The organism is Streptomyces sp. NPDC048338, from assembly GCF_043201055.1.
Classification (GTDB): Bacteria; Actinomycetota; Actinomycetes; order Streptomycetales; family Streptomycetaceae; genus Streptomyces.
In genome coordinates this window covers 78,869-92,468 of the sequence record NZ_JBICYQ010000013.1, presented here as the reverse complement: position 1 = coordinate 92,468, position 13,600 = coordinate 78,869, and the positions used below count along the sequence as shown (strand labels likewise).

Below are 13,600 nucleotides of genomic sequence, written 5' to 3'. Positions count from 1 at the left end.
CCTTCATCGTCGGGACATGTGCTGCGCGGGGGTCCGGGGCGCGGGCGGGGCCGCGGGGGGCACCCGGCGGGGGCGGCCGGACCCGAGGATCCGACGGAGCGTCACCGACCCCTTGCGCAGGGCGTGGGAGAACCAGGCGCGCCCCATCGCGAGCGCGGGCACGGGGTCGTCGGCGGCGAACCAGGCCGTCTCGGTCACCTGCCGCCCGGAGCGGGCGGAACCCGGGCCCCGCGGGCGCGGGGAGGCGAGCACGGAGAGCGCCGCGTAGTTCTCGACCACGAACCGGCGGCCGTACGCGGGGGAGTGGTCCGGGACCGGACGCCCGGTCAGGTCGAGGTGCAGCGCCCGGACCACGTCGAGACCGTCGGAGTCCGCGAAGAGCCGGAACTGCGCCCCGGGCCGCGGGTTGAAGTCGAGCAGGTGGTACGCCCCGGTCGACCGGTCGAGCCGGAAGTCGAGATCGCACACGCCCCGGTAGCCGAGCGCGTCGAGGAGCGCGTGCGCCGTCCGCTCGACCTCCGCGTTCCGCGCCCAGCGGCCGACCGCCGTGAGCCCGGCTCCGTCCGGCCAGGACCGCTCCTTGCGCCCTGTCGCCGCGGCACGGCAACGGCCGGCGGTGTCCACGTAGGCGTGGAAGAACCAGTCCAGATCCCGCCCCGGGGGCAGGAGTTCCTGGAGCAGCAGCAGGCTGCCGGCCTCGGGGGAGCGGGCGAAGAGGGCGCGCACCTCGGCGAGCGAGCGGACGATCGACGTGCTGCGCAGACCGGCGCCGGGCGGCAGGAGCCAGGGGCGGCTCCACTTGGCGACCACCGGCAGCCCCAGCGACCAGGCCATGGTGGCCGCCTCGTCGGCGCTGCCGGGGATCGCGGTCCGCGGATGGGGAAGCGCCAGTGCCCGGCAGGTCTCCGCGAGGGCGGCCTTGTCGGTGACCCGGTCCAGTTCCCGGACGGGCTGCTCGGGCAGGAGGTAGCGGTCCGTCAGTTCGGTGCGGTGCCGGGCGAGGGCGAGGGCGCTGACGTCGTCGAGGGGCACGAGCACGGCACGCGCGGACAACGTCGCGGCGAACTCGCCGAGCTCCCGGACCAGTGCCCCGGGGGAGGGATCCGCGGGCCTCACGCGTACGTCGCGGACGTAGCGGGAGCGGGCGACCGGGCTGTCCGGCGACTCGATCAGCGCGTGGACCGGGATTCCGGCCCGTCCCAGGGAGCGGGCGGCGCCGAGTGTGCCGTGATGAAAGGGATTTCGGTCGAGCCGCACGAGAAGCGCGGGAACGCGGGTGTCAAAGCTCGGCACGACAAATCCTTCATCTCGAATGCCCCAACTGGGCGATGAATTACACGAACGGACTACTGATCAGATGGCGGAGAGTTCACGGTCGGGTCATTAGGAATACTTTCGGAGTATCAGACTGACGATCCATCACGTGGCGCGAGCAGAGAAGGAGTGGCCATGGCCGATCGAAAGCGAAAGGTGTCGAGGGCGTGGCTGGGGGTGTTCACCGCAGGGCTCCTTGCCTCAGGTTCCGTCGTGCTGTCCTCTCCTGCTCACGCCGCCGATTCCGTGACGACACGGGACCCGGCACCGACTCCGACCACCAAGCCCGCCGGGGCACCCACTCCGACCACGAAGCCCGCCGCGTCGCCGCTTCCGGTGACGCAGCCCGCCGCGGCACCGACTCCCACCACGAAGCCCGCCGCGGCCGCCGCCCTGGGCGCCTTCCTCGAGTCCGGCCCCATCGGTGTGGGCCGGATCGCCCAGCTGCAGCAGTGGCTGGGCGGCCGTGAACTCCGCGTCGGCCACACGTACCTTCCGGGGGACCGCTGGTCGAACATCGAGAGCCCTCCGGGCTTCCTGGACGCCTGGGCGGACTGGCGCAACGAGCGTGAGGACAGGCTGTTCGTCCTGAACGTACCGATGCTGGAACGCAACGAGGCCGGGGTCTCCGACGCCGAGGTCCGCCGGCAGCTCCGGCTCGGCGCCGCGGGGAACTACGACCACCACTTCCGGCGGCTGGCCGAGCGACTGGTCGATCTGGAGGCGACCGACACCGTCGTCGTCCTCGGCTGGGAGATGAACGGGACCACCTACACGCACCGGTGCGCGCCGGATCCGGCCTCGTGGAAGCTGTACTGGAAGCGGATCGTCGCCGCCATGCGGTCGGTACCCGGCCAGAACTTCCGCTTCGACTTCAACCCGAGCCGCGGCACGGACGCCATTCCGTGGACGGAATGCTATCCGGGTGACGACGTCGTCGACATCATCGGAATGGATTCCTACGACCAGCCGTCGGGGGCGTCCTTCGACCGCCATGTCAGTGAGCCGTACGGGCTGCAGAAGCAGGTGGATTTCGCGGCCCAGCACGGCAAGCAGATCTCCTACCCGGAATGGGGTCTCTTCCGGAACGGGGACAATGCCGAGTACATGCGGCGGATGCTCGAATGGATCGAACGGCACAAGCCGCTGTACCACACGATCACCGACTACTGCCCGCACGGCGTCTGGCAGTGCGACGACAACCCGAACGCGTCGTTGGTGTTCCGGCAGACGCTGTACGGCACGGCACCCGAGCTGCCCGAGGTCCCGACCGAACCGGAGCTGCCGGAGGAGCCGGAGCTGCCGGAGGAGCCGACGGAGCCGGAGGTACCGGGCCTGCCCGAGGACCCGACGGTCCCGGTGCCCAAGCCCGAGGACCCGACCGTCCCGGTGCCCAAGCCTGAGCCGAAGCCGGAGGACCCGACGGTTCCGGTGCCCAAGCCTGAGCCCAAGCCGGAGGACCCGACGGTTCCGGTGCCCAAGCCTGAGCCCAAGCCGGAGGACCCGACGGTCCCGGTGCCGAAGCCGGAGGACCCGACGGTTCCGGTGCCCAAGCCTGAGCCCAAGCCGGAGGACCCGACCGTCCCGGTGCCGAAGCCGGAGGACCCGACGGTTCCGGTGCCGAAGCCGGAGGACCCGACCGTCCCGGTGCCGAAGCCTGAGGACCCGACGGTCCCGGTGCCGAAGCCTGAGGACCCGACGGTCCCGGTGCCGAAGCCGGAGCCGAAGCCTGAGGACCCGACGGTTCCGGTGCCGAAGCCGGAGCCGAAGCCCGAGGTCCCGACCGTTCCGGTGCCGAAGCCCGAGCCCAAGCCCGAGGTCCCGACCGTTCCGGTGCCGAAGCCCGAGCCCAAGCCCGAGGTCCCGACGGTTCCCGTGCCCAAGCCCGAGCCCAAGCCCGCGTGCTGGACCGTGAACCTCGGTTCGTGGGTGGAGAGCTGGATCGGCGGTCCGGTCTGCGTCCCGAAGGACATCGGGAAGGAAGACCGCGACGACGACTGGAAGGACGTCCTGGACGGCGCCTGGCCGTTCTGACCGGAGCGACGGCCCACCACGGCGGCGGAGGCGATCAGCCTCCGCCGCCGTTCGTCCGTCCCCGCAGCCGTTCGATCAACCGCCCCGCCCAGGCCCGCTCCCGCGCCTGGCGCGCCGCCCAGCGCCGTCCGTCCGCCGCCCCCGCCCGCAGCCACAGCAGCGGCGCCGCCGCCGGACCCGCCAGCATCAGCCGCTGGTTGGGTACGGTCTCGGGCCGCCAGTGCTGCTTGTACGGCTCGGTGCCCCGCAGCATGCTCAGCGTGGCCCGTCCGCTCGCGCTCGTCTCGCGCGCCCCGTTCCGCAGCAGCATCGTCGCCACGTCGACCTTCCGGGCCCGCAGGACGGGATCGGCGCCGTACAGGTACCCGCCCGCGAGCCGGGGCGACATCAGGGTCAGGTCGGCCGCCACGACGTCCCCGCCGAGCCGGAACTCCGTGACCCGAGCGTCCCCGCACTCCACCATCGGCCGCACGGCCCGGGCGAGGTGCTGGGCGAACCGCGCGCTGGTGTGCTCGACGGTCACCCCCCGCCCCTGCCACTGGAGCTGATGGAGCTTCAGCAGCCGGTCGAGGGCGGCCGGCACCTCCTCGCCGGACACGACGCGTTCGTCGATGCCCAGCGCGTCCAGCTTGCGCAGTTTGGCCCGCACCCGCTGGGCCTTCCCCGAGGGGATCCGCTCCAGGAGGGCGTCCATCGGGACGGCCGGCAGCTCCAGGCACAGGGAGTCGGTGAGCCGCCGCCGCGGCCCGCGCCAGCAGGCGTGGACCCGTTCGGCCGCCGCGCCGGGGCGTACCTCGCGCAGGTCGACCACCGCGCCGCGGGCCGCCCGGGCCAGCGCCCGGGCCAGCGCGGGCGCCGCCTGCGGGCACGCGTCGTCGAGCAGGACGTCCGAGAAGTCGGTGATCGAGCCGCCCAGCGGGGTGAGCACCGGAAGCGGACCGCGGGCGCGCATCAGCGGCGCCGCCGCCACCAGTTCGCCGTCCTCCCGGCGCACCAGGACCACGCGCAGCGCGCCCGGCCTGCCGTACGACACCCACCAGGAGTGCAGCCAGGAATGGGACTGGAAGGGCGTCGCCGTCGAACAGCGCGCGTACAGCGAGGCCCAGTGGGCGCCGAGACGTCCGAACTCCGCGCCGTCGCGGCAGATCTCGGTCCGCAGCACCTCGGGGCGGCCCGCCGTCACACCGACTCCGGTTCCGGCTGGTGCGCGACCCCGGCCGACGGCCCGGGCACGGCGCCGGACGGCTGACGCGTGCCACGCGACTCCGCCGGGGCGGTGGCCCGCCGCGGTCGGACGAGCAGTCCCAGCCCACCGAGCAGACCGCCCGCGCAGCCGCCGACCAGCGCGGAGAGCGGGGCGGAGGGCGAGACGGGGGCGGAGGGCTTGGTCGCCCGGGAGAACTGGACGACCTTCACGCCCGTGCTGCCCGAGACCTGCGAGCTGTTGAGGACCAGCGCCCGGGCGACCCCGTCGGCCATCGAGACGGCCTTGGCCGGCTTCGCCGAGCGGGCCGTGATCGAGATCATCGGCGCGTCGGGGGAGGTCGCGGTCTCCACCCCGGCGCGCAGGGTGGCGGCGGAGACGCCGGCCCACACCTGGGCGTCGCCGGTCACCGCGATGTCCGTGGCGACCCTGCCGTACGCCTGGGCGAAGCCGAGCGCGGCGGCCGGGTCGGACTTCGCGGCGGGGACCACGATGACGTAGCTGGTGGCCGCGTACTGCGGGGTCTTCAACGCCCCGTAGCCGCCGCCGAGGGCCGCGCCGAGCAGGACCGAGGCGGGCAGCGCCCACCAGCGGCGGCGTGTGTGCAGCGCCGTCAGCGCGCGGGAGCGTTGCGGGGGCAGGGCGCGTGGGCTCGTCTGACTCATCTGACTCTTCTGACTCATGGGGTCTCACTTCGTGCGAAGAGGGGTGCCGTGGACGGTCTGTTCGTAGAGGGACATCAGCTGCCGCGCGCTGTGGGAGATGTCGTAGTGCCGGGCGGCGTCGGGCTGCGGCAGCCGCCCGGGCCGGGCCGCCTCGACGTCCCGCAGCGCCGCGGCCAGTGCGGACACCGACCCGCCGATCCGCCGGGCACCGGGGGCCGACTCCGGCGGCAGGTCGTCGATCGCGGGGCAGGCCACGTACAGCACCGGCAGACCGGCGGCGAGCGCCTCGACGACCGCGAGCCCGAAGGTCTCGTCGGGGGAGGTGGAGACGAAGACGTCCATGGCGGCCAGCAGCGACGGCAGATCCGGCCCCGTGTCCTCGGCGGCCGGCGGGTCCCCGCAGGCGCCGTGGAGCAGGACGCGGCCGGATGCCCCGCACTCCTCGGCCGCCCGCAGCAACGCCGCGCGTTCCGTGCCCTCGCCGACGAGCAGCAGCCGGGCGCCGGGCACGGACGCCACCGCCCGGACGAGCCGGTCGAAGCGTTTCCCCGGCGTGAGCCGTCCCACCCCGCCGACGACGAACGCGTCGTCGGGCAGGCCGAGCACCTTCCGCGTCATGCGCCGCGCGTCCTCGGTGAACGTGAACCGTCCCGTCTCGATGCCGTTCGGGATCACCCGGATCCGGGACGGGGCGACGCCCCACCGCTCCAGGCGGTGCGCGACGCTGGGCGACACGGCGACGGTCGTGGTGCCCAGGCGCTCGCCCGCGAGATAGAGGGCGCGGGTGCCGGCCGACAGCCGGCGGCCCTCGATCTGGTGGTCGCCGAGCGAGTGCTCGGTGGCGACGACCGCCCGGACCCCGGCGAGCCGTGCGGCGATCCTGCCGTACAGGCAGGCCCGGTACAGGTGGGTGTGGACGAGGTCGTAGCCGCCCCGGCGGACGAGGCCGGCCAGCCGCGGCAGCGCGCCCAGGTCCCGGTTGCCGGCCATGTCCAGCGGGGTGACCGGAGTGCCGTCGGACACGATGCCGCGCGCCACCGCGCCCGGGTTGGTGAGCGTGACGACCTCGCCGCGCACCGGCAGGTGGCGCAGCAGCAGCCGGAGCTGCTGCTCGGCCCCGCCGATCCCGAGCCCGGTGATGACGTGCAGGACCTTCACGAGACACCCGCCTCCGCCCGCGCCCCCGGGAGATCGACGGGCCCGCGTCGGCGCAGCGGGTGCAGGGCGCGTTTCGCGGTCAGCCGCCAGGAGGTGTCCTGCTCGCCGATGTGGATGCGCGGCAGCGCGTACCTGCTGGTGAGCGGGCCCGGGTCGATCGCGCAGGCGTGCTGGTAGCCCGCCTCCCGTACGGCTCGGACGGTGCGGGCGTCGATCTGGCCGTACGGATAGCAGAAGCCCTCCACCGGAGTACCGGTGATCTCCTCCAGGACGGCGCGGCTGCGCCGGGTCTCGTCGGCGAGGGTGCGGTCGTCGGCGGTCGTCAGCGTGACGTGGTGCAGACCGTGCGAGCCGATCTCCATCCCGGCCTCGGCCGCGCGCAGGACGCCGTCCTCGGTCAGCAGCGGCTTGCGGGGGCCGTCCGCGTCCCAGGCGTTCTCGCCGCCGAGGCGACCGGGCAGCACGTAGACGGTCGCGGTGAAACCGTGCCGGCGCAGCAGCGGCACGGCCGACTCGACGAAGTCGGCGTATCCGTCGTCGAAGGTCAGCCCCACCAGGCCCTTCGCCCGCCCGGCGGCGGTCGCGGCGAGCAGTTCGCGCACCGAGACGCCGCGCAGCCCGCGGTCGTTCAGCCAGTGCAGCTGCCGGGCGAAGCGCACGGGGGAGACGGTCACCTGGTACGGATCATCCGGGGTGTCCGCGATCGAGTGGTACATCGCCACCCACGGGGGCGGCTTCGGCAGCAGACGACGGATCGCGGCGTTGCGGGGCGCCGTGGCAACGGTCATGGGCGAGCCTTCGGGAAGCGGTGCGGGTGAGGGGTGGGATGTCCGGCGCTTGGGGCGCGCAGGCCAGGAGGAGCAGGAAGACGGTGGTGGCGACGAGGCCCGTGACGGCCAGGGAGCCGACGGCCGGTTCGACGGGGAGCGCGGCGAGCCAGCCCGCCCCGGTCGCGACGGTGGCCGCGACCGCCAGTCGCAGCAGCCCCTCGCCGAGCCGGCGGATGCCGACCGGGATGGACTGGCGGCGCGCGCCGCACAGCAGCAGGACGGCGGTCAGCGTGATCCCCAGGGCGTTGGCGGCGGCGATGCCGACGGCCCCCCACAGACGGGCGCCGGGAACACCGGCGACGGCGGTGGCGAGGAGGCCGGTGGCCATCGCGGCGGCCGGATACCAGAGCGGCCGCGCGGCGGAGAAGTAGCAGCGGACCAGCGTGCCGACCATGGTCTGGCCGAGCAGCCCGAGGGCGTAGACCCGCATGACGGCGGCGGTCGCGGCGGTGTCCGCGCCGTCGAAGGCGCCGCGCTGGAAGAGGATCTCGACGATCTGCGGTGCCGCGGCGACGACCACCGACGCGCCGACGAGGACGACGACGGCGGCGAGCAGCAGATCGCGCTCGACCCGGCGCCTGGCCTCCTCGACGTCGCCCGCGGCCATCGCCCGCGCGATGACGGGGAAGCTGACCGTGCACAGCATCAGGGAGAGGATCATCGGCATCTGCGCCACCTTCTGCGCGTAGTTCAGATGCGAGATGGCGCCGGCGGGCAGCGGCGAGGCGAGGAACCGCTCGATCAGGATCTGCGACTGGCGGGTGAGCGCGAAGGCCACCACGGGGGCGATGAGGCCGAGGACGAGCAGCCGGCCGTCGACGCCGGCCGTCGACGCGGGAACCTCCTTGGGCACCGGCCTGGCGCGCAGCTCGCGGAGCAGGGAGGGCGCCTGGACCAGCACCATCAGGACCCCGCCGACGGCGACCCCGGCGGCGGCGGAACGCACGCCGAAGGGCTCGCGCAGCACGAGGATCGTGCCGATGATCCCCACGTTGTACGCGACGTAGATGGCGGCCGGCGGCAGGAAGGAGCCGTGGGCGCGCAGCGCGGCGGAGCAGTAGCCCGCGAGCGCGAAGGTGAGCACGCACGTCGCGGTCAGCCGGGTGCAGTCGATCGCCGTCCCGGGGTCGGGCAGACCCGGTGCCAGCGCGCCGACGAGCAGCGGCGCGGCGACGATCAGCAGGACGGAGACGGCGCTGACGGTGAGCGCGAGCCGGGGCAGGGTGGAGCGGACGAGGGCGCGGACCGGGTCCTCGGACAGCAGTCCGCCGCGCCGCGCGAGGGCCCGGCTGAACGCCGGCACCAGGATCAGCGCCATCGCGTCCTCGATGAGCAGCGTCGACGCGAACTCCGGCACGGTCCAGGCGACCAGGAACGCGTCGGTCTCCGCCCCGGCACCGAAGAAGCGGGCCAGGATCTGGTCGCGCACCAGACCGAGCAGGGCACCGGCGGCGGTCAGCGCGGCGGTGACGGCGGCGGCCCGCGCCAGGAACCGTCCCGAGGCCGTCCGCGGGCCGGCCTGCCGGGAGTGCGCGGGGCGGGCCGCCCGGTGCCGGGGCGCCCCGGAGGACACCCTCCGGTGCGGCCGCCCGCGACCGAGCCCGCACGTGCGGGTGGCGGCCCGGTGCCGCCGCTCGGACCCGGGGGCCACCGGCCCGGGACGCGGCGCGTCCGGCGCGGCGACGGTGTCGAGGGGGACCGCCCGGTGCCGGACCCCATGGGCGGCGCACCGGTCCCCGCAGGGACCCGCGGGTTCGGCCCCGGCCGCCCCCGTGCCCCCGCACGGCGCGTGCGGCGGCACGGCGACGGCCCGGCCGCCACCCGTCGAGGCGGCCGCCGACCGGTGCTCGGCGACGGGCTGGTGCGCCGGTACCCCGTACGACCGCTCGTCCGGCGAACCCGCTCCGGACGGCGCGCCGGGCGCGTAGGGCGGTCCGGGGGACGGCTGCGGCCCGGAGACGTACGGCGCTGCGCCGGGGTACGGCGGCACGGACCGGGTGCCCGTGCCGTACGGCGCGTCGGCCCCGTACGGCGCCGCGCCCGGCTGCCGACGGCCCGTCGCGAACGACGGCGGTCCGTCCGCGCGGCGCGACCCCGCCCCGGGCAGGGGGGCGGCCGGCGGCACCGGAGCCGCCGAGGGGCGCGCACCCGCCGGGGACGGAGGGCCCCCCGACGGCCGCCAGCCCCCGTACGGTTCCGGCTCCGCCGGGCGTGTCTCCGGAGGCGGCGGCGCGTCGCCCGGCGCGGCCGACGCCGTGCCGGCCCACCGCCATGCGGCGCGGCCGGCGTCCCCCGCCGGGTCCCGGACCGGACCGGGCGCCCCGCCCGACTGCTCCTGCGCCGTCCACGGGTCGCGCGCGTCGACCCGTACGAGGTCCTCCGCCGCGCCGCGCCCCGCGCCGGCGGCCTCCCGGCCCGGCCCGCCGTCCGTGGACTCCGGCTCCCCGCCCCAGGGATCACGCACGCTTCACCTCCGCCAGCGACCACCAGGCCGCGAGGCCGAGGACGACCGACATCAGGACCGTGGACGGGCCGCCGATGTCCGCGTAGAAGAAGTCGACGAGCTGCCAGCCCAGCAGACCGACCGCCACCAGCGCGCAGTCCGTGCCCCGCCCGCGCCGGCGCAGGGCGCCGACGAGGAGCGCCACCCAGCTGCCCGCCAGGGCCAGCAGCCCCACCAGCCCCTGCTCGCTCAGCACCAGCAGATACATGTTGTGCGGGGAGAGCAGCGGCTGGCGCTGGAACCCGGCCCCCGCCCCCGCCGTGTCGCTGCCCGAGGACAGCGCGAGCGAGGCGTTCGCGTCGCGGTACTGCGGGAAGCCCTTCAGGCCCACGCCCGTCACCGGATCCGCCCGCCACATCTGCCCGGCCGCCGCCCACATCGTGTACCGGTCCGTCACCGACTGGTCCGGCGCGGCCGTCACCTGCGTGATGCTGGAGAGCCGCTCCTGCACCATCGCCGAGCCGATCCCGAGGCCGCCCACCAGGACCACGGCCAGGGCGCCCACCACCAGTGCCACCCGGCCGGCCCGCCGCAGCCCGGAGAGCAGCAGCTGGACCGCGCAGGTGAGGACCGTCGCGATCCACGCGCCCCGGCTGAACGACACCACGAGCGGGACGAAGAGCAGCCCCGCGCAGACCAGCGCGGCCGTCCGTACCCGTCCGCCCGCGCTGCCGAGCGCGATCCCGGTGGCGATCACGAGCCCGTACGACACGACGGTCGCCATTCCCATCACGTCGGTCGGCCCGAAGGTGCCCACCGCGCGGATGTCCTCGCCCATGTAGGAGGCGCCCGTGCCCGTCAGGAACTGCACGACCCCGACCGCGCCCTGCAGCAGCGCCAGGCCGACCAGCGACCAGGCCACCACGGCGAAGTCCCGCCGGTCGCGGATCATCAGGAGCACGGCCGCCGGGACGAGGACGAAGATCTGTACGTAGCGGGGGACGCCGGGCAGGCTGGCGGCCGGGTCGTTCGAGGTGATCGCGGCCAGGCAGATCCCGAGGACCGGCAGCCCGAGCACCACCGCGGCCGCGCGGGTCAGCGGCCGCGCGCCCTCGCGTATGACCCGGACCAGGCAGATCAGGACGAGCAGCCCCGAGGCCGCGTCCGCGAGCGTGCCCGTACCGCCCGTGCCGCCCTCCGCACCGCCCCCGCCCGGCACCAGCAGCAGGGCCAGCACCGCGAGGACCGGGGACAGCCGGCCGGTCCGGCGCGCCCAGTCGCGCACCGTCGGCGCGGGTGCCGCGTGCCGGGCCGCCGCCTGCCGCGTCACCGGGCCCGTGGGCCCGGTCGCGGTGGTCGTCACCGTCGCCATGTCAGCTCCCCGCCGGTCGGACGAGCCCGGCCGCGGTCCGCAGGAGGATGCGGACGTCCTGCCAGAGCGACCAGTGATCGATGTAGTGGTTGTCGAAGCGGCAGCGGTCCTCGATCGAGGTGTCGCCGCGCAGCCCGTGCACCTGCGCCAGACCGGTGAGCCCGACGGGCATCCGGTGCCGGGCCGCGTAGCCGGCGTGGATACGACTGAACTGGGCGACGAAGTAGGGCCGTTCGGGCCTCGGCCCGACCAGACTCATGTCACCCCGCAGCACGTTCCACAGCTGGGGCAGCTCGTCCAACGAGGAACGCCGCAGGAAGTTGCCCACCGCGCTCATCCGCCGGTCGTTGGCGACGCTCCACCGGGTGGCCGACTCCGTCTCGTCGGACGGGCGCAGGGTGCGGAACTTCAGCAGCGTGAACAGCCGTCCGTTCTGCCCCACCCGCTCCTGCCGGAAGAGCACCCCCGGACCGTCGGAGAGCCGCACGGCCAGCGCGCACACCAGCAGCACGGGCAGCACCAGCGTCGACGCCGGGACCGCCACGGCCAGGTCGAGCGCGCGCTTCGCGGCCCGTCCGCGCCGCTCGGAGGGCGGGACCAGCCGCCGGCAGCCGTAGCCCCACAGATGGTCGCTCATCGGGCCGCCGTGCCGGTCCCCGCCCACCCGCCAGGTCGTGCACCCGTACTGCTGGAAGAGCGCGACGAGACCGGGGTCGTCGGTGAGGAACACCGCGTCGCGGACCGCGTTCTGGATGACGGCCCGGTGGACCTCCTCCGTGGTGCTCAGGACCGGCAGCCCGGGCTCCGCGCCCGACTGCGGCGCCCCGATGTCCGGCCGGGTGCCGACGATCCCGACCGGCCGCATGCCGTACTCCGGATGCTGGCCGACCGCCGCCGCGAACCGGCGCGCGGCGGCCGCCCCGCCGATCACCAGCGCCGACCGTGGACGCGCCCGGTGCGTCCGCCGCCTGCGGGCGTGCACCAGGCCGCGGAGCAGGCACACGACGGTCAGATGCGCGGCGAACGCGGCGGCGAGCGGCACCGGGCCGATCGCCGTGGCGGGGGAGTACGCGGCGACGGCGGCCGCGGCCAGGCACCAGGCGAACCCGGCGCGGGCGGCCAGCGCGGGCAGCTCGTCGAGCGCGACGGCCAGGGTGCCGGGCCGGTACATCCCCGCGTGGCCGTGGAGGACGACGACGCAGCCGGTGACCAGCAGGAGCAGCCTGGTCCCGTTCCGCGGGTCGGGCAGCAGCCCGGCGGCGACCAGGACGGCCATCACGTCGGCCGCGACCAGCGGCAGCGCGGTGAACCGCCGCCGGGGGACCCGGCGGCGCGGGCGCGTCGCCGTGCGGCCCGGGGCGCCGCGCTGCGGGGCGAGGGAGGCGAGAGAGGGGGCGGAGCCCTGGCCCGCCGAGGGCCAGGGGCCCGGCGAGGAGGGGATGCTGGTGCTTTCCGTGGTCACTGCGACATCGGCTCTCTGTGCTCGGTGCACCGCACTCCGGCCAGCTCGCGGTACACGTCCGCGACGGCCGCGCCGGTGCGCCGCACATCGAATCTGCTGAGTACGTGCTCCTGGGCCTCCCGGCCCAGGGACTCCCGCAGCCCCGGCCGGCCCAGAAGGCGGCCGACGGCGGCGGCGAGCGCGGCCGGGTCCTCGGGCGGGACCAGGCACACGGGGGCGTGGCCGGGCGGCAGGCTCTCGCGTGCCCCGTCCACGTCGCTGACCACGACCGGCCGCCCGCTCGCCATGGCCTCCAGCGGCGCCAGGGCCATGCCCTCCCAGCGGGAGGGCAGGACGACCAGGTCGGCGGCCCGGTACCAGGGCGCGGTGTCCTCGACGGCTCCGGTGAAGCGCACCGACGGGGGCGCGGCGGCCCGCAGCCGTGCGGCGTCCGGACCGTCACCGACCAGCACCAGCCGTGCCGTCGGCGCCTGGGCCAGTACGGCGGGCCAGGCGGCGAGCAGCGTGTCCTGTCCCTTCTGGCGGCAGAGCCGGCCGACGCAGACGACGGTCGGCCCGGGGGTCTCCCGGGGCGCGGGTACCTCGGTCCTGCCGGGATCTCCGGACGCGAACCGGGCGACGTCCACACCGTTGTGAACGATCGACCACGGCGCCCGGACACCGGCGCGCTCCCCGGTATCCCGTTCGGCCTCGCTGACGCAGACGATCCGCGCCGTCCAGCGGGAGGCCCACCGCTCCCAGCGGCGGGCCAGCGCGCCCACCGCGCCGTCGGCCGCCTCGAAGGACCAGGCGTGCGGCTGGTACACCGTCGGGACGCGCCCCCGCAGGACCAGCCGGGCGCACAGCCCGGCCTTGGCGCTGTGCGCGTGCACGAGCGCGGGGCGGGCGGCGCGGATCAGCCGGGCCAGGTCGCGGGACTCCCGGACCAGCCCCGGGCCGGGGTCGCGCCCCGCCCGCCAGGCGTGCACCGGCGCGCCCTCGGCCCGGACGGCCGCGTCGAGCGGCGTCCCGGGAGGGCAGGCGACGGCGACCCGGAGTCCCGCGCCGAGCTGGGCCCGCACCAGGTCGGTGACGACCCGGGCCACGCCGCCGTCGCCGGGCTGGACCACGTGCAGCAC

Annotated in this window: 9 protein-coding genes and 1 pseudogene; 1 reads left to right on the top strand and 9 read right to left on the bottom strand. The window is 75.6% G+C overall.

The window, feature by feature from the left end; all coding sequences use genetic code 11:
• Positions 1–3 precede the first annotated feature (3 nt).
• Positions 4–1,293, bottom strand: a complete 1,290-nt coding sequence (locus tag ACGFZF_RS27990) for an ATP-grasp domain-containing protein (RefSeq protein ID WP_393558538.1) — start codon at positions 1,291–1,293, stop codon at positions 4–6.
• Between the two features lie 156 nt (positions 1,294–1,449).
• On the opposite strand from ACGFZF_RS27990, the pseudogene ACGFZF_RS27985 reads away from it, so the two are divergent.
• A pseudogene (locus ACGFZF_RS27985) lies at positions 1,450–2,793 on the top strand (glycosyl hydrolase); the annotation flags it as partial.
• A gap of 589 nt (positions 2,794–3,382) precedes the next feature.
• On the opposite strand, the gene ACGFZF_RS27980 reads toward ACGFZF_RS27985, so the two are convergent.
• From ACGFZF_RS27980 to ACGFZF_RS27945, 8 genes are read right to left on the bottom strand one after another with little or no spacing between them, the layout of a single operon-like run.
• Positions 3,383–4,531, bottom strand: a complete 1,149-nt coding sequence (locus ACGFZF_RS27980; RefSeq protein ID WP_393558536.1) for a GNAT family N-acetyltransferase — start codon at positions 4,529–4,531, stop codon at positions 3,383–3,385.
• Entirely contained in the window at positions 4,528–5,217 is a 690-nt protein-coding gene (locus ACGFZF_RS27975) for a lipopolysaccharide biosynthesis protein (RefSeq protein WP_393558534.1), read from the bottom strand. Before ACGFZF_RS27975 ends, ACGFZF_RS27980 begins: the two co-directional genes overlap by 4 nt.
• Positions 5,218–5,241: 24 nt before the next feature.
• On the bottom strand, positions 5,242–6,375 hold the full coding sequence (locus ACGFZF_RS27970; protein ID WP_393558532.1) for a glycosyltransferase: 1,134 nt from the start codon (positions 6,373–6,375) through the stop codon (positions 5,242–5,244).
• Positions 6,372–7,163, bottom strand: a complete 792-nt coding sequence (locus ACGFZF_RS27965; protein ID WP_393558530.1) for a polysaccharide deacetylase family protein — start codon at positions 7,161–7,163, stop codon at positions 6,372–6,374. Before ACGFZF_RS27965 ends, ACGFZF_RS27970 begins: the two co-directional genes overlap by 4 nt.
• Positions 7,060–9,669 carry a lipid II flippase MurJ gene (locus ACGFZF_RS27960; RefSeq protein WP_393558528.1) on the bottom strand — a complete coding sequence of 870 codons (2,610 nt, stop codon included), beginning with the start codon at positions 9,667–9,669 and terminating at the stop codon, positions 7,060–7,062. The genes ACGFZF_RS27965 and ACGFZF_RS27960 overlap by 104 nt, the downstream gene beginning before the upstream one ends.
• Positions 9,662–11,020, bottom strand: a complete 1,359-nt coding sequence (locus ACGFZF_RS27955) for an O-antigen ligase family protein (RefSeq protein WP_393558526.1) — start codon at positions 11,018–11,020, stop codon at positions 9,662–9,664. Before ACGFZF_RS27955 ends, ACGFZF_RS27960 begins: the two co-directional genes overlap by 8 nt.
• Position 11,021: 1 nt before the next feature.
• Positions 11,022–12,482, bottom strand: coding sequence for a sugar transferase (locus tag ACGFZF_RS27950; protein ID WP_393558524.1), 1,461 nt, complete (start codon positions 12,480–12,482; stop codon positions 11,022–11,024).
• Entirely contained in the window at positions 12,479–13,591 is a 1,113-nt protein-coding gene (locus ACGFZF_RS27945) for a glycosyltransferase (protein ID WP_393558522.1), read from the bottom strand. The genes ACGFZF_RS27950 and ACGFZF_RS27945 overlap by 4 nt, the downstream gene beginning before the upstream one ends.
• Positions 13,592–13,600: the final 9 nt, after the last annotated feature.

What these genes read in the sequence shown, in the direction of transcription:
- ACGFZF_RS27975 (WP_393558534.1), bottom strand. Translation starts at nt 5,217, where the DNA reads ATGAGTCAGACGAGCCCACGCGCCCTGCCCCCGCAACGCTCCCGCGCG.
- ACGFZF_RS27965 (WP_393558530.1), bottom strand. Translation starts at nt 7,163, where the DNA reads ATGACCGTTGCCACGGCGCCCCGCAACGCCGCGATCCGTCGTCTGCTG.
- ACGFZF_RS27955 (WP_393558526.1), bottom strand. Translation starts at nt 11,020, where the DNA reads ATGGCGACGGTGACGACCACCGCGACCGGGCCCACGGGCCCGGTGACG.